We start from the raw sequence: 16,192 nt of genomic DNA, 5'->3' as shown, positions 1-16,192 counted from the left end.
CCCTGTCGAGAGTCCTCTCGTCAAATCGCTAGGCTTTTATCAACGCTGAAACGCTGTGAGTTCAGGCCCTTCGGACCGCCCCCAGAGCCCTGACACCCTGGCTCGTCCCAAGTCGGAATCCAAACCGATCTACAGCGAATTACTCCGCGAGATCCGATCGGGCGACGTCAAGGAATTGACGTTGATTCCACAGCGTCGTGAGGTCTTGGTGGAGTATTCGGATGGTCGCAAGGCAACCGTCTCGATCCTTGCCAACGATCAACAGGTTTTACGGACAGCTGAATCTGCCGGGGTTCCCCTCACGGTTAAGGACTTACGCCAGGAACAGGCTGTTGCGGGGGTCGTGGGCAACTTTGGCCTGATTCTGTTGATTGTTGTTGGTCTTTCCTTCCTGCTGCGACGTTCTGCACAGGTTGCTAATCGTGCGATGGGTTTCGGCCGCAGCCAGCCGAGGGTGAAACCACAGGACGACCTCAACGTTCGCTTTGAAGATGTCGCTGGCATCAGCGAAGCGAAGGATGAACTGCAGGAGGTGGTCACCTTCTTGAGAGAACCTGAGAGTTTTATTCGACTTGGCGCCAAGATTCCACGTGGTGTTTTGCTTGTTGGCCCTCCTGGAACAGGAAAAACTCTCCTTGCCAAAGCAATTGCTGGCGAGGCAGGTGTGCCTTTTTTCTCAATGGCGGCCTCCGAATTTGTTGAATTATTTGTGGGTGTCGGAGCCTCTCGTGTGCGAGATCTGTTTCGGCAGGCGAAGGAAAAGTCTCCCTGCATTGTTTTCATTGACGAGATTGATGCAGTGGGTCGTCAGCGCGGTGCGGGCATTGGTGGTGGAAACGATGAACGTGAGCAGACCCTGAATCAACTGCTCACCGAAATGGATGGTTTTGCTGACAATTCGGGCGTGATTCTGTTGGCGGCAACGAATCGCGTTGATGTCTTGGATACCGCCTTGATGAGGCCAGGCCGTTTTGATCGCCGTATCCATGTGGATTTGCCCGACCGTCGTGGTCGTGAGGCCATTCTTGCTGTGCATGCCCGGACGCGGCCTCTCGATGACCGTGTGGATCTGGCTGAATGGGCAAAACGCACACCAGGTTTTTCAGGTGCTGATCTGGCCAATCTGCTCAATGAAGCAGCGATCCTCACAGCACGTCAAAACGCCAATGCCATCGGTGATGAGCAGGTTGAGTGCGCGCTCGAACGAATCACGATGGGGTTAACTGCAGCTCCTCTTCAGGACAACGCTAAAAAACGACTGATCGCCTATCACGAAATTGGCCATGCCTTGGTGGCAGCGCTGACGCCAAAGGCTGGGACGGTCGACAAGGTCACGCTCTTACCTCGAAGTGGCGGCGTTGGCGGTTTCACCCGGTTCTGGCCAGACGATGAGGTGATCGATTCCGGTCTGATTACCCGGGCAGCGCTGCGGGCCAGGTTGGTTGTGGCGTTAGGAGGCCGAGCCGCGGAAATCGTCGTCTTTGGTTCTGGGGAGGTGACCCAGGGTGCTAGCGGTGATTTGCAAATGGTCAGCCAACTTGCAAGGGAAATGGTGACCCGCTTTGGTTTCTCCCAGTTGGGCCCAGTGGCTCTCGAGGCCGCAAGCAATGAGGTCTTTCTGGGTCGAGACCTGATTCATACGCGCCCCTCCTATGCCGAAAGCACAGGTCGCGAGATCGATGAACAGATTCGCTCCCTTGCGAAAGACGCCCTGTCTGAGGCGATTGCCCTGCTTGAGCCGCGTCGCGACATCATGGATCGCCTTGTCGAATCACTGATTGCTGAAGAAACACTGCATACGGAGCGTTTCATGCAACTCGCCGGCCTTTCGATCATTAGCCAGTAATTTGGGTTAGCTGATCGCCAGGGATTGAGTCGTCCCAATCGAGATAGGAGTCATCGCCAGCCGGACTGTCGACCGTGGCGACGGCGTCAATTCTGGTTTGGTTCGGCCATTCTTATCCTGGCCATTGTCTTGCTCTGCCGTCTCCAGGTTGAGTGGCTCTGGTTCGAGCAGTTCTCTCTCCAGACGGTTCTTGTTAAGCGCTGGACGTTCGAGATTTTTGCGGCCTTTCTCGCTTTCATTGTCGCTTCCATTGGAGCCTTTTGGCGAAGGGGTTGGCTGCAGCTCTCTGACAATCAGCCCTCAGTTTCATCCGATGACTCCCATCGCTTTGCGCTGAGCGGATGGCGTTATGGCTTGATGCTGTTGCTCACCGCGGGGGTGGTCGTTGGTGCTCTGGCCGTCTTGATGCGTTTGGCCTGGCTTGCATGCACCAACCCGTTCAGCCTTGGCCATTGGTGGGAACAACCGATTACAGGGAACCCATCGATTGCTTGCACCCTTCTCCTCTTGATCGCGGTTGCACTCATTGGACGATCGCGCCGGTTTCGAACGGCACCATTGTTCATTTTTGGCAGCTTGTGCACCTGTTTCACGGCTGCCCGTGCCTGGGGATTGTGGGCACTGGCCCTGAATATTCCTTCAACGGGGGAGGTTGAGCCTCTTTTTGGTGCCGATGTGAGCTTCGGCTTAGGGCGTTTCTCTGCCATCGCACTGCTGTTGCAGTTGCTGCTGGCACAGCTTGTCCTGACAGTCGCGACAGCGCTACTGCGCCGGTTCAGCCGTCCATCGGATGTTTCTAACTGGTCATTCCCTGGGCTCTTGCCGATTGAACGGCAGCGACTTCGTCCATTCCTGGCCTTGATTTTTGCTTTGCTTGCCGCATTGCTTTGGCTCTCTCGTCATCAATTGCTGTGGACTCAGGACGGTGTTGTGGCAGGCGCTGGATGGCTGGATGTGCATTTGGTCTTGCCATTGCGCCAGATGCAGGCGTTGGCGATGTTGGCGCTGGCTGTACTGGTGCTGCCTTTGCCGTGGGCGCTGCATCGTCGCCAATGGCGCACCTGGGCCACATCACTCCTGTTCGCAGCACTTTTGGCTGAACTCGTGCTCACACCATCGCTCGATTGGCTCGTGGTGCGGCCCCGTGAACTGAAGCTCGAACGTCCCTATCTCACCCATGCGATTGCGGCCACCAGACGAGCATTTCAACTCGATGCAATCACGACCAGGTCGCTCAATCCAACGTCAAGGCTCCATCCAGAGGATCTCGTCGAAGGTGCCAGCACATTGGACAATGTTCGACTCTGGGATAGTCAGCCGTTGTTGGCCACAAATCGCCAATTGCAACAGCTGCGCGTTTACTACCGCTTTTCCAATGCTGCCGTTGACCGATATCAAATTACAGCCGATCCAGGTCAGCGACAGCAGGTGATCATCACGGCAAGGGAACTGGATCAGGCTGCACTCCCCGATCGCTCTCGAACCTGGCTCAATCGTCATTTTGTCTTTACGCACGGTTACGGCTTCACCCTGAGCCCTGTGAACACACGTGCCGTTGATGGGTTGCCTGAATACTTCATTAGCGACTTGGGTAAAGCCACTCGTATTCAAGGAAATACCTCGTTAGACATCACTCGTGAAGATGTAGAAAATCGTGTGCCAATTGGGCGTGCTGCTTTGTACTTTGGCATGTTGCCATCGCCTTATGCGATTGCTCCTACAAGCGTTCAGGAGTTTGACTTTCCTGAAGGAGATGAGAACACTTACAACCACTATTCTGGTAAAGCAGGTGTGCCTTTATCAAATCCATGGCAACGCCTGGCAGCAGCGGTTTACCTCAATGAGCCACGCTTGCTGAATACGGGATCACTGCAGCCAAGTTCCAAGCTTCTACTGCGCCGAGATGTTCGTAAGAGAGTCAAAGCACTGGCGCCCTTCCTCTCACTTGATGGCGATCCCTACCTCGTTTCAGTGCCGATTGAAGGCGAACAACCGGGTTATGACACAGCTCAGAATCAGTACTGGATCGTTGACGGCTATACCAGCTCCAGTACCTATCCCTATGCTGCCGATCTGCCAGAAGGCACTTCAATGCGCTATGTGCGGAATTCCGTGAAAGCTGTTGTTGATGCATACAACGGCAATGTTCATCTCTATGTGAGTGAGCCGGATGATCCGATCATTAGTGGATGGAAGAAGCTCTTTCCGGAGCTTTTTCAGCCGTTAGATGCGATGCCAACGCAGTTGCGTGATCATCTGATGGTACCCAGCCATTTGTTTCAACTCCAGGTACAACAATTACTCAGATACCACGTCACCGACCCACGTATCTTTTATAGCGGTGATGATGTTTGGCAAGTCCCCTTAGAGCTTTACGGTCAGCGTCAAATTCCAGTCGCCCCGTATCACATCACTGCACAGCTCACACCAGCACAACGTTCGGAGTTTCTATTGCTTCAACCACTCACGCCGCTGGCCCGCCCGAACCTGTCTGCCTGGCTCGCCGCACGTAGCGATAGTCCTCATTATGGGGAATTGGTCTTAATCCGTTTCCCTCCCGATCTACCCATTTTCGGTCCGGAGCAAATCCAAGCCTTGATCAATCAGAACCCAGTGATTAGTCAGCAATTCGGACTTTGGGACCGAGCAGGTTCTGAAGTGGTTCAGGGAAATCTATTGGTTCTTCCCCTTGGCAATGCCCTTCTATACGTTGAACCTGTTTATCTCCGTGCACAACGAGGGGGGCTGCCAACGCTGACTCGGGTAGTTGTTAGTGATGGAAGTCGAGTTGCGATGGATGTGAATCTGATGGATGCATTAAAAGCTTTGCTTGGTAAGCATTCCGCCACAGCTGTTGTTCAGGATCTACATGCCACGCAGGAACCTCCACAATCCGCGTTGCCATGAAAAAAGCCGCCCTTAGGGGCGGCAGAATACGATCAATGAAATGATCAGTTGACTGCAGCAAAGAATTCTTTGCTGCCCACTGGATCAGGCTTCATGGTCTTTTCGCCTGGGGTCCAGTTAGCAGGACAGACTTCATCGGGATGGGACTGCACGTACTGGAAGGCTTGGAGAACGCGAAGTGTTTCATCAACGTTCCTACCAACTGGCAGGTTGTTGATTGTGGCGTGCATGATCACCCCATCGGGGTCGATGATGAATAGGCCGCGAAGAGCCACCCCTGCATCCTCGTCAAGCACGTTGTAGGCGGATGCGATCTCTTTCTTGAGATCAGCAACGAGGGGATAGGCAATATCGCCAAGTCCGCCTTGATTGCGGGGACTCTGGATCCAGGCAAGGTGGCTGAACTGGCTGTCAACAGATACGCCCAGAACTTCGGTGTTCTTGCTGGAGAAGTCCGCATAGCGATCGCTAAATGCGGTGATCTCCGTGGGGCATACGAAGGTGAAATCTAGTGGGTAGAAAAACAGCACCACGTACTTGCCGCGATACTGAGACAGCGAGATCTCTTTGAATTCCTGGTCAACCACTGCGGTGGCGGTGAAATCAGGGGCCTGTTGACCCACTCGCAGACAGCCGGTGGCAGTCATGATGGAAGAGCGATGGTTCAGCTGTGGTGGTCAATCGATCGCTAAGGCGAAGTCGATCCCACTACCACTTGCTTTTGTCAATTTATCACGGTTGTTGCGTCAACGGATCCCTTGTCGGGTCACTTTGAGCTGCAACAGGTGCGGCTCTAAGATGGCTGCATGATCAAACGTTCCATGGCCTGGGATCAGGCTCTTCTTAGGAAATTCAGTAGTACCGGTCATTTTCGACTTCTCAACCAGGTCCGTAGTGAGCTCAGGGCTCAACCCCTTGTTCGTGACCCTCAGACCCGTGCTCTCACACTTCAGGTGAAGCCGAGGAAAGGCCAGTCTGTTCGCGCCCAGCGTCGCCCCAATGCCCTGGAAAACCATAGTGGCGACAGCCTTCTACCTGAACAAGCTGCCATGGCACCTCAGTCATTCCGAGATCGTCTTAATGCTATCGAAATGCGTTAAAAACACCCATCAATCTTAATGGCTAAAGCATTAAAAAAACTCACTAGTTGTTAGTGAGCTTTCTAGATTAAGTGACAAGGGGGAGACTTGAACTCCCGACCTGCGGGTTATGAATCCGCCGCTCTAACCAGCTGAGCTACCCTGTCGTGACTCAAATAGTTTAAACGATCGTCCGACGCGGATCAGGCTCGGCGACTGGGCAACATCGCCATTGGATCAACGGCTGCACCACCGGCTTTGCGGATCTCAAAGTGGAGATGGGGGCCTGTGCTGCGACCAGTGCTACCCATCAACGAGATTGTTTGGCCCTGAGGAACTATCTGACCCTTGCGGACTAACAGTCTGCTGTTGTGGGCATAGCGTGTGGAGGAACCATCTCCATGGCTTAGTTCCACTAGATAGCCATAGCCACTGCTCCAGCCTGAATAAGCAACAATACCGTCCTTGGCAGCGACAATTGGTGTGCCGACGTTGTTGGCGATGTCAATACCCTTGTGCATCCGACCCCAACGCCATCCATAGCCCGAGGTGAAGACTCCCTTGGCAGGCCAAAGAAAACTCTGAATCCGAGACGGATCGAGGCCTCCAGGTAATGAAGGAAGATTCGGCCAACTGGCGCCACCGGAAACACCAGGCCGTATTGCCAAGAGTGAACCTTGTGCAGCATTGGCGACCCGTACATCGGATCCAATCACAAGTTTGGCGAGATTGAGGCCTGGGTTGAGTTGGCGAATCTCTGACAGAGTGAGGCCATGATCGGTGGCGATGGAGACGATTGAATCGCCTGTTGACACCTTGACGATCTCGGTGGGCGTTGGCGGTGCTGTTAGAGGAGCTGTCTCGCGAATTTCACTTGAATTGAGATGACTCGAGAGAGCGATTAAACGATGATTGGTCTCTGGGAGAACAACCCAGGCCCCCTTCTTGAGGATTGCCTCATCGGTCTGCTCATTGAGTTCGACCAATGTATCCACATTGAGGTCGAGATCGTCGGCAAGACTGGAGAGAGACACATCCGAGATCAAACGAACCCAGAGACGTGTTTCTTCGACCGGAGGTGGTGCTGATGCGAGCAGAAAGTTCTGTGCAGAGACGTTGTGCTGTCCATCAGCAACACCTGGCAAGCTGCCAATGGCTGCAATTCCCACAACCGGTAGTGCGGAGGTTAAAGCCAGAGTCAGCAGGGGCTTCATCAAAGCGAGCAAGCGGAACGGCTGCGGATGAACCGCTTAAAGCCGTATTTCGGCTGAAAGTAGCGGCCAGAACACGCCCCCGCAAGGGGGCATGGCCCAGGTTGTCGATCACCACAAACCCAGCTGCATCCCTGCCTGGAAGCTCACCAGGGCACACGAGACCGAAAGGTTGAGGCTTCGGACATTCTCATGCCCGCGCATTGGGATTGTGCAGATCTGATCACATTGATTGCGGACATCCGCTGGAAGGCCGGTGTCTTCACGGCCAAAAAGCAGCACATCGCCTGCAAGAAAGTGGAACTCACTCAATGAGCGACCTGCATGTCGGCTGCAGCCAATCAGTCGGTATGGCTTCGGCAGAGCCTCCAGAAAGCTCTTGAAATTCTCGTGTGCTGTCACATCTACATGGGGCCAGTAATCCAGTCCAGCCCTTTTAAGCGCCCGATCATCGATGCTGAAGCCGAGAGGTTCAATCAGAGAGAGCGGCAGCTGAAACGCTGCACAACTTCTGGCGATATTGCCTGTATTTGGTGGGATTCGAGGTTCGAAGAGCGCGATCCTGAGAGGAGATGGAGCCAGGGTCATACCGGTTCTCCGATCGCATGCAAATCAATGGCTCGCCCCTGAAGAACCAGCCAACTTCGCTGGCTTCTTGTCTCTAGCTGTTGAGCCAGTAGTCCTAAGCGATCACGGAAGAGGCCGCCGATGGGCGTTGCCGGAACGACCCCCCATCCCGTCTCTTCGATGACCATCACGACCATTCGATCAGGCTGTTCAACTGCCCGTAGCAGCTGAGTTGAACGCTGCTCCCACTGCTCCTGGTCGAGGTCGAGGCACCAGGCCACGAATCCACCGACGGAATCAACCAGAAGGGCTTCATCCTTGGGAAGCCTGCTAATGGTCTCTGGCAGGTCAGAGGTCGTTTCGAGCAGTCCCCATTGCTGAGGACGGCGTTCACGATGTAGCCGCAATCGTGCTTGCCAGGAGGGGTCGTCAGGTCGATTGGCGGCTGTGGCGAGGTAGGTGACCTTGGGCCGCAGTTTCAGCAATGACTCGGCCCAACGACTTTTGCCACCACGACTTGGACCGCTGACCAAGACAAGACCTGCCTTAGCCACCACCATTCATCCCACGCAGAGTTGCAACAGAGGAAGGACTGACCCGATTGAGATATCGGAAGATCCAGTATTTGAAGATGGTCGCAAGAATCACCGGGAATGTGGCGATGAACAGCAGGATAAAGTTTTCTCGGGCTGGAAAACCAAAATGATTGGCAATCCCATCAAGCAATACCGTCCAGCCTTCTGGGCTGTGAAAGCCTACGAAAATGTCGGTGAAGAGAATAATGGCGAAGGCCTTGGCTGAGTCGCTGAGTCCATAGACGGCTTCGTCGAAAAAGCCACGGAGAACACGCAGTTCTTCACGGCTGAAGAGGCACACCATCACAAACGCCATTAAGGCCGCGAGATCAGACAGAACATTCTTGATGGCATGAGTACTGGCAGAGTCTGCCTCCTCTTTCAATTCCTCTGCCTTGGTAGAAAGTGCCTGCTGCAATTCCTCCTGGCTTGGAATGGCCTTGCCCTTGAGAAGAGCATCAAATTCAATTTCAGCTTTAAAGACGCGTAGCTTCTCAACCGCTTCTTCTTCAAGTTGGGTTTTGGGATAGCTGAGGAATGGCAGGTCTGGAGCGAACCGATCCACCATTGGGCTGATCAGATAGGTCCGGCTGGTCTGCTGGATCAGAAGCGGCACAAGAATCAGCAGGAGGAGCACTTTGAGCGAAATCAAAGTGGAGTCCCTTCGTCTGCGGAATCCAGCCACAAGAGTGGCTTCAGCAGTGGGATCGAGCTGCCTTCTGACGGAGTCCAAGACACCGAGAAAGGAGCGCGGCAACGGATCCGGTTCCCGGCTCATGGTGGGCGCTGAGGCCGTTCTCCGGGGTGAGTAACGGCTGACCACAGCTTCGATCAGCTGCAATTGACGCAGTTCCTGGGTATCAAGCTGTCCACGAATGGTTTCGAGATGGTCCAGGCTGGTGCGGCAGATGTTCAGAGCCGCACGGAATTTGCGCAGAACCGTGGCCTGCACGGACGTTGGTACTGAAAGCTCAAGGTCTGGCCTGATCGGTCGATCGCCGTAGTACTCCAGTTCGAGGCTCTGGATCAACAGGGCCGCCTCATAACCACGATCAAGGTCGCTGTTCAGATCGCGAGACTTGGCCTGACCAAAAGTGTTGATCCAGTTGCGGATTGGCATGAACGAGTAGAGCGTGGATCAGCGTGAGAAGACCCACCAGGTGGCCATTGGGATGATGGTGCCAACTACCAGCAGAACGACAACCCAAACGAAAGCATTGCTCTCCTTCGTTTCCTCGGCTGTTGGGACATTGGTGGGTAGTGTGGTGCGCTCCAGTTCAACTGGGGGACCCGGATCAGCGCCCCCAGCGAGCACGATTTCAAGCCGAGTGATTGCATCCAGACTGGCCTGCCGGTAACGATCACCGTCCCTGAGGGGCTGGCTCATCGTGGTGCGGGCCGTGCTACGGAGGAGATCGGTCGGAATCCGATCGGAGAGGAGTGGATCAGCCACCACTGCTGCCTGCTTGTTGTTCGCTTCAATCAAAAACAAGAGTCGCGGAACTGCATTGGCGTCGTCAGACCAGCGCGTGATCAGTTCGTCTCCGAATTGATTGAGGCTCAAGCCGTAGTCGAGACGGCGGAGCGTCACCAGCCGGGCATCGAGCCGCTGGGCGTTGAGTTGCTCAAGGCGAGCGGCAATATCGGAGCGGCTGGAGCGGCTGAGTACATCAGCGCTATCAATCACGCTTTCATTCGGAGCTGCGGCTGAGAAGTCGAGCGGCGAGACTGCGACCGCGGCCGGCACAAGCAGTATCAGGCTGAGGCAAGTTGCCATCAAACCGGCAACGATCGATCGAATCCGCAGCATCGTTTTTGGCAAGAGTTAGGAGCAGTCTGCCTTTAGCTGGCAAGGCTGTCGCGGTTGAGAGCCATGATGGCCTCAACGATCGAGTAAGCGCGACCGGTAGGGAGCGTCATCATCGTGCAAAGCATCTCAAGGAATGTGGTTTCTTCCTCTGCAACAACCTTGTCGGCATGCACCAGTTGAGCTGCTAGTGCCAAGGCTGTTTCCTGTTGGCTCGTGGACAGCGCCGGTAAAGCCTTATTGACCAAATGGCTCAATCCATCCTGACGCAACAGCGTCAACAAACGGTCAAAAAGATCTCCCATCTCCGCCTCGGTACGGGTGCAGTAAGGCGTGCGGAACTCGAGCTGACGTCGCAGCGCATGCGCTTCCTCCTTACCCAGCACTCCATCACAGGCAACAGCTCCAAGAGCGACGGCGGCAAACGCTTCTGCGGAGTCCATGGTTCCTGGTCCATTCACCACTATTTGAGCAAGAGTGACTCGATCTGCCACCCCCACCTTCACCATGCCCTTTGGTGCCAGTGTCAGCCTTTCGTCGGGCGTGCTTTTACTTCTGCTCGCCATTGGCAATGGCCTGAGCGCACCTTCGATTAATCCCAGTCTGCAGAGGGCGGAGGTGCTGGCTGCGATGGCAGCCGTTGGCTTAATGCTGGTCGCGGTGCTGTGGACCAGGGCCCAACCTCTTGCACCTGATGCGGTTGATCTTGGCGGGACACAAGGTTTGCGTATGGAGTTGGGATTGAATGATGCGACCCGCACCGAGCTCGCCTGGGGAAGTCACTTACTGCTGACAGCCACCTCCGCGGCCACAATTTTGGTGGCCTGGGATCAACGTGTGGTGCTCCGCCGTGGTTTGGTGCCGCCGTTGCCAGAGGGTGATTCCTCCTCGTCGTCCGCACCGAGTGAAACGTTCTGCCCTGGAGCCATTTGTGAACGTTCCCGCAGCCAGGGACAACTGGTGTCGCTTGTCAAAACAGCCCTCTACCCCGGAAGCAGCGAATTCGATCCGGTTTTGCCTGGACTTCCGGCGGTCATGGTGCACCCCCTAGGAGAACGGGGGTGGGTTGTGCTTGGCGGTTGGTCGGAACGTTGTTTCAGTCGTTCCGATGAACGCTGGTTTTCGGGTTGGTGTGAACGACTCAGAATGACACTGGAGACGAACGACGTTTTGCCTGTCCAGGCGGACGCTCCTGCTCCTCCTGGATGTTGAGCTCCGATTGCACCGTGCCACCGGGTGAGCTGAAGATCACAGCACCTTTTTTACCAACAGTGCCGTCTAGCCGATCACTGCGCGTGATCTGTTGATTGTTTGGGCGCTCTAGCACCACATTGCCTCGTGCGGAGACGCGGTTTGAGGTCCAGTCCCAACTGCATTGGTTTGCATTCAGCGTCTCTCCAGGCTGCTTCATTTGGCAGCCGCCAAGCACAGTCACAGTTGTTTTGCCCATCTCGATGCGGAAGCCATCTCCTTGCAGCCGAGACTCCTTCATGGTTGCGTTGAATGGTTTTGGACTGATTAGAGCGTCCTTGGCGAAGTCCCAGGTGGTGGTCGCGGCCTCAAGTTGGCCTTCACGATCGGGAGCCAACACGCGAACCGGTCCGATCAGATCGATTAAGCCTTGAACCGTATTGCCTTTTAAACGTTCAGCATGCAGCTGCTGGAGGGTCTTGTGTCCTTCGCCGCGGCGTTGACCGAGCACGGGACCGCGGGCCTGAAGATCCCCATCCGCCAGGTTCCACTCTGCTTCTCCACTCCGAACAACAACATCGGCATGGCGACCTGCTCTCTGGCCCTGGGGCTCTGTCCAGCGTTCGAGTTGGACGTTGCCGAGCAGTGTGAGGTCTTCAGTGAGCTGATGCAAGCGGGCTTTGCTGGCCTTGATCCGAGACATTGGATCAATCGCCTCAGGGCGTTGCTCCATGACCAGCAACGAAGCAGCGGGGGTCCAGCGCAAGCGATCCCCTTTGATCAACACTTTCTGGCCTTGTAACTGCTGGAGATTCACATTGCCTTCAAGCAGCACAATCTCGCCGTCATTGACGACGGTGGCGCGGTTAGCGCTGATTCGGAAGGTTTCCTTTCCATCACGGTAGAGAGTCCCCTCGGGATGGCTGGCTCGTACGAGTCTCCTGCTGAATTCGTAACGAGCCTCAGGACTGGTCAGATCCCAGTCGGGTTGGCCATTGGAACGTTTCTGGCGTAACTCGAGCGATCGAAACACAAAGGGCGGTGCGTCAGGTAATGAGGCGCGATCTGCTCCTTCGCAACCGAAAAGGACAGTGGCAAGGCATAGAGCGCCGAGCGTCAGTCGTTTGTTTCGGCAGTGCGTCAAAGGGGAGTCTCCAGTTCGAGTCGCTGCATCACCGGGTTTGGTTTAGGGAGGGACTGATGGCTCGCAAGCTTCCCCCAAACAAGGGAATCATTCCAATGCTCGGGCATTTCATCCTGGCCGAGCTGATCCAGAATTCGAAGACTCAGGTCAGGCACTAAAGGGTTTAGCAGGAGTCCCACGATCCGGCAGCATTCCAAGACGGCATACAGATCTGAACCGACGACCGATTCATTGCCCTCCTGCTTCATTAGGCTCCAAGGAGCACGTTCATTCAGATAGCCATTGGCCTGAATCGCAAGCTGAAGAACTGATTCGGAAGCATGCTGGAAGGCCATTAATGGCATGGCAGCGCGTGTCTCTGAAATTGCTTTTTCTGCCTGAAGTCGCAAGGGATGGTCAGCATTTGTAGCGCTGCCTGAAGGTGGAACGGCGTCGTCGAACCACTTTCGAGCCATCGATGCGGTGCGATTGAGAAGATTGCCGATTGTGTTGGCCAAATCGTTATTGACTAGATCGGTGAATCGTTGTTGTTGGAAATCGCCATCATCACCAAATTGAATATCTCGCAAGAGGTACCAACGCACAGCATCGGAACCACAACGTTCTAAGAGGAGCTCGGGATCAAGAACGTTGCCGAGTGATTTGCCCATTTTCTGGCCTTCACGGGTGAGAAAACCATGGCCAAATACCTTTTTGGGTAGTGGCAACCCTGCCGACATCAGCATCGCAGGCCAGTAGACAGCGTGAAAACGAAGGATGTCTTTGCCGATGACCTGCATCTGTGCAGGCCATCCGACATCGGTAAGGCGATCCAGATTGATCTCACCCCCGTCGTCGAGAAGAGCAGTGAGATAGCCGAGCAATGCATCAAACCAGACGTAGAAGGTATGTCCGGAATGTCCGGGCACCGGCAGTCCCCATGTCACGTTCACGCGCGATATGGAGAAATCACGCAGACCGCCAGCTACAAAATTCTGAATCTCCTTGCGTCGATTCGCCGGAGCGATGAAGTCCGGTTCGTTGATGAGTCGTTCGATCCGTTCTTGAAAATTGGAGAGACGGAAAAACAGGTTCTCCTCATCACGCCACTCCAGAGGTTTCTGGTGAATTGGGCAGATCGGATCTTTGGCTTCAGCAGGATCATCTTTGAACTCTTCACAACCCACGCAGTACCAGCCAGTCTGGCGGCCGATTCGGATGTCACCGTTGGCTTCACAACGCCGGAAAAAATCTTGCACTAAGGGCAAGTGTCTGTCTGCGGTTGTGCGAACGAATCGATCGTTGCTGATGCCCCAGCGATGCCACAAAGACCGATAGCTTTGCGTGATTCGATCACAGTGTTCCTGTGGGCTGACATCGCGATCTGCAGCTGTGCGCTGGATCTTTTGCCCATGCTCATCAACGCCAGTGATAAAAACCACATCGCGCCCTTCAAGGCGTTGGAAACGGGCGAGCGCATCGCAAGCGAGCGTTGTGTAGGCGCTACCGAGATGAGGTTTGTCGTTGACGTAATAGAGAGGGGTCGTGAGGCTGTAGGTCATCTCTCCGACGTCTGCTCCTGACAATGCCTCTCCACTCTGCGGGTCGGGCTGGTGGCGTTGGATCCTAACGACCTCCGCTGACGCGAATCCGTCAGCGCAATGCCTTGTCGCTGAGTTCTGGCCCCAGGCTCGCCTCTCTGTTTGTGACTGGATCGATTCTCCACCCGCTGCTTTCAGGGTCGTAGGGATGGTGACAGATGGGGCGTCGTGCTCACCTGATTGATACCAGGGGAATGGCTGTGCCGCTTTTCCGTTTTCGTGATCGCTCTGAGAGGAGCGATCGTTCGGTCGATCCAGGTCTCCAAAGATGGATGCTTGAAGTCGAGGCTTCCCACACCATCCCCTCAACGTTCGTTTGGTCAACGTGAGGGGCGTGAACAAGCAGAGCAGCGCTTGCCGTCAACGGACGTGTTGTTGATGCCTGGGCTTGCGTTTCCTGCTCTCAGCTCCTGTACTGAACTCGAGAAACAACCAATCACAAACAAGGACGTTGTCGCATCGTGGCTGCTGCCGATCAGAATTTTGATGTTGTCGTCTGGGGAGGCGGCACCGGTGGAGTGGCTGCAGCGATCCAGGCATCCCGTTCTGGAGCGAGCACCCTGCTATTGACACCTGGATCCTGGTTGGGAGGGATGGTGAGTGCTGCAGGGGTCTGCTGCCCTGATGGCAATGAGCTTTCTCCTTGGCAGACAGGGCTCTGGGGAGCGTTCCTTCGAGCCTTAGAACACTCCGAGCCTGACGGCCTGGACCACAACTGGGTGAGCTGTTTCGGTTATCGCCCCACAACAGCCGAAGCGATCCTGCAGCAGTGGGTGCGGGCTGAACCCAATCTTGAGTGGTGGTGGCGCAGTCGAGTCTCTGAGCTCGAACGAGAGGGGACCGTGCTTACGGCGTTGCGAGTGGAGCACGGAGGTGAACAACGCAGGGTGGGATGCCGTGTGGTGATCGAAGGCAGCGATCGTGGAGATCTCTTCCCGTTGGCGGATGTGCCCTTTCGATTCGGATGGGAAGCGCAGGAGGAGTGGGGTGAGCCCAGTGCCCCTGCACAAGTGCGACTAGAAAGCGACCCCTTCTTTGCCGAGCAGCCGGTGCAGTCACCCACATGGGTGGTCATCGGTCAGTTGCAGAGCGACGGATTCAAAAGCGGTCGGACCGGGACAATTCAACCGGTTACTCAACCTGACATCAGCGCCCCCTTCCGGAAGGCCTGTGATTCATTCGGGCTGGAACGAACCCTGACTTATGGCCGCTTGCCATCTGGCTTGGTGATGCTGAATTGGCCGTTACACGGCAATGATTGGCACGACGACCTTGAGCGTGCTTTCAGTAGAGGGGAACAGGCCGAGCAAGAGCTCTATGCAGACATGCAGGCCCATAGCCTCAGATTTGCTGCATCGATGCAAGACGCCAGTGGAGGTTGGATGAGGCTGGGCAAGGCTTTCCCAAAAGACGCTGGCAGCCCTGCTCCCTGGTTGGCGGCGATGCCGTACTGGCGTGAGGGCCGTCGGATGATCGGTCGTCATACCTTGGTTGAGCAGGAGCTTTTGCCCATTGCTGAAGGGGTTTCGCAAGCAGCATTGCCCTTGAATGATGCTGGAGAACTGCAGTCAATTGCAGTTGGCAATTATGCGAACGATCACCATTACCCCGGCCAGGATTGGCCATTGGCAGTTAAAAGTTGTCGTTGGGGAGGTCGATGGACTGGTACACCGTTTTGCATTCCCTATGGCGCCCTGCTGAGCCTGGAGGTCGACAATCTCTTGGCAGCCGATAAACAGTTCAGCGCCAGCCATATGGCTAACGGTGCCACTCGGCTTCAACCTCTGATTCTGAATCTTGGTCAGGCGGCTGGGGCCGCTGCCGCTCTGGCCGTAGAAATGAATTGTGCGCCTGCTGATCTACCTGTCCGTGTTCTGCAGGATGCTTTGATCCATGACCCGAAGGCTCCTGCTGCGGTGGTCCCACTCTGGGACACTCCTTGGCATCACCCTCAGTGGAGCAAACGCCAGTCCGCTGTCGTTGCAGACCCTCAACGGATGCTGGAAGGCGATCTTTGGCCTCGCGATTCAGATTCACCAGGGTTCGATAGGAACAAGAGACCCTTGCTCCATCCAAGAGCAACCCGTTGGTCTGGGCGACTCGTTCCCGATCAAACTGGTGGATTCATTCTTCACCAATCCGATGGCAACAGCTGGCCAGTGATCACCCTTGAGCCGTCTGTCCACGACTGGTTGACAACGCTGGACCATCCTGTCGATACCTGCTTGCTTGGAACGGCGAACCCTTGGGGACCTTGGTTGAGGATTAGCCAACGTCTTTAGTTC

The 16,192-nt window shown here is 55.3% G+C and carries 14 protein-coding genes and 1 tRNA gene; 5 read left to right on the top strand and 10 right to left on the bottom strand.

Annotated features, from left to right (window positions below; all coding sequences use genetic code 11):
- Positions 1-55 precede the first annotated feature (55 nt).
- Together ftsH and DXY10_RS01260 are read left to right on the top strand one after the other, a co-directional pair.
- Positions 56-1,846, top strand: coding sequence for an ATP-dependent zinc metalloprotease FtsH (ftsH, locus tag DXY10_RS01265; protein ID WP_115015173.1), 1,791 nt, complete (start codon positions 56-58; stop codon positions 1,844-1,846).
- Between the two features lie 108 nt (positions 1,847-1,954).
- Complete coding sequence (locus DXY10_RS01260) at positions 1,955-4,753, top strand: UPF0182 family protein (RefSeq protein WP_115015367.1); 2,799 nt, start codon at positions 1,955-1,957, stop codon at positions 4,751-4,753.
- Positions 4,754-4,797: 44 nt separating this feature from the next.
- On the opposite strand, the gene DXY10_RS01255 is transcribed toward DXY10_RS01260, so the two are convergent.
- Positions 4,798-5,400 (bottom strand): peroxiredoxin, encoded by a 603-nt coding sequence (locus tag DXY10_RS01255; RefSeq protein WP_115015171.1) that lies wholly within the window; start codon positions 5,398-5,400, stop codon positions 4,798-4,800.
- A 159-nt stretch (positions 5,401-5,559) separates the two neighbouring features.
- On the opposite strand from DXY10_RS01255, the gene DXY10_RS01250 reads away from it, so the two are divergent.
- Complete coding sequence (locus DXY10_RS01250) at positions 5,560-5,853, top strand: hypothetical protein (RefSeq protein ID WP_115015170.1); 294 nt, start codon at positions 5,560-5,562, stop codon at positions 5,851-5,853.
- Between the two features lie 72 nt (positions 5,854-5,925).
- Here the strand turns inward: DXY10_RS01250 and DXY10_RS01245 are convergent.
- From DXY10_RS01245 to DXY10_RS01215, 7 genes are all read right to left on the bottom strand, one after another.
- Positions 5,926-5,999, bottom strand: a tRNA-Met gene (locus DXY10_RS01245).
- A gap of 36 nt (positions 6,000-6,035) precedes the next feature.
- On the bottom strand, positions 6,036-7,046 hold the full coding sequence (locus DXY10_RS01240) for a M23 family metallopeptidase (RefSeq protein ID WP_115015168.1): 1,011 nt from the start codon (positions 7,044-7,046) through the stop codon (positions 6,036-6,038).
- 108 nt (positions 7,047-7,154) lie between these two features.
- Positions 7,155-7,631, bottom strand: coding sequence for a tRNA (cytidine(34)-2'-O)-methyltransferase (locus DXY10_RS01235; protein WP_115015167.1), 477 nt, complete (start codon positions 7,629-7,631; stop codon positions 7,155-7,157).
- Positions 7,628-8,170, bottom strand: coding sequence for a bifunctional adenosylcobinamide kinase/adenosylcobinamide-phosphate guanylyltransferase (locus DXY10_RS01230; protein ID WP_115015165.1), 543 nt, complete (start codon positions 8,168-8,170; stop codon positions 7,628-7,630). Before DXY10_RS01230 ends, DXY10_RS01235 begins: the two co-directional genes overlap by 4 nt.
- A complete protein-coding gene (gene pxcA, locus DXY10_RS01225) occupies positions 8,157-9,305 on the bottom strand; it encodes a proton extrusion protein PcxA (protein ID WP_115015162.1) in 1,149 nt (382 codons plus the stop codon). Before pxcA ends, DXY10_RS01230 begins: the two co-directional genes overlap by 14 nt.
- An 18-nt stretch (positions 9,306-9,323) precedes the next feature.
- Positions 9,324-9,962 carry a photosystem II repair protein Psb32 gene (gene psb32 / locus DXY10_RS01220; RefSeq protein ID WP_244281861.1) on the bottom strand — a complete coding sequence of 213 codons (639 nt, stop codon included), beginning with the start codon at positions 9,960-9,962 and terminating at the stop codon, positions 9,324-9,326.
- Between the two features lie 65 nt (positions 9,963-10,027).
- On the bottom strand, positions 10,028-10,435 hold the full coding sequence (locus tag DXY10_RS01215; protein ID WP_115015366.1) for a tellurite resistance TerB family protein: 408 nt from the start codon (positions 10,433-10,435) through the stop codon (positions 10,028-10,030).
- A 64-nt stretch (positions 10,436-10,499) separates the two neighbouring features.
- Here DXY10_RS01215 and DXY10_RS01210 point away from each other — a divergent pair, with 64 nt between their 5' ends.
- Positions 10,500-11,204, top strand: coding sequence for a cofactor assembly of complex C subunit B (locus tag DXY10_RS01210; RefSeq protein ID WP_115015156.1), 705 nt, complete (start codon positions 10,500-10,502; stop codon positions 11,202-11,204).
- Here DXY10_RS01210 and lptC read toward each other — a convergent pair.
- Together lptC and metG are read right to left on the bottom strand one after the other, a co-directional pair.
- Positions 11,134-12,327 carry an LPS export ABC transporter periplasmic protein LptC gene (gene lptC / locus DXY10_RS01205; protein ID WP_244281860.1) on the bottom strand — a complete coding sequence of 398 codons (1,194 nt, stop codon included), beginning with the start codon at positions 12,325-12,327 and terminating at the stop codon, positions 11,134-11,136. The genes DXY10_RS01210 and lptC overlap by 71 nt on opposite strands.
- Positions 12,324-13,868 carry a methionine--tRNA ligase gene (gene metG, locus DXY10_RS01200; protein WP_115015154.1) on the bottom strand — a complete coding sequence of 515 codons (1,545 nt, stop codon included), beginning with the start codon at positions 13,866-13,868 and terminating at the stop codon, positions 12,324-12,326. Before metG ends, lptC begins: the two co-directional genes overlap by 4 nt.
- Positions 13,869-14,368: 500 nt before the next feature.
- On the opposite strand from metG, the gene DXY10_RS01195 reads away from it, so the two are divergent.
- A complete protein-coding gene (locus DXY10_RS01195) occupies positions 14,369-16,189 on the top strand; it encodes an FAD-dependent oxidoreductase (protein ID WP_115015152.1) in 1,821 nt (606 codons plus the stop codon).
- Positions 16,190-16,192 lie beyond the last annotated feature (3 nt).

Source organism: Synechococcus sp. UW140, assembly GCF_900474295.1.
In the GTDB taxonomy this organism is placed as follows: Bacteria; Cyanobacteriota; Cyanobacteriia; order PCC-6307; family Cyanobiaceae; genus Synechococcus_C.
The sequence above is the reverse complement of the archived record's forward strand: the minus strand, read 5'-3'. Positions and strand labels throughout refer to the sequence as shown.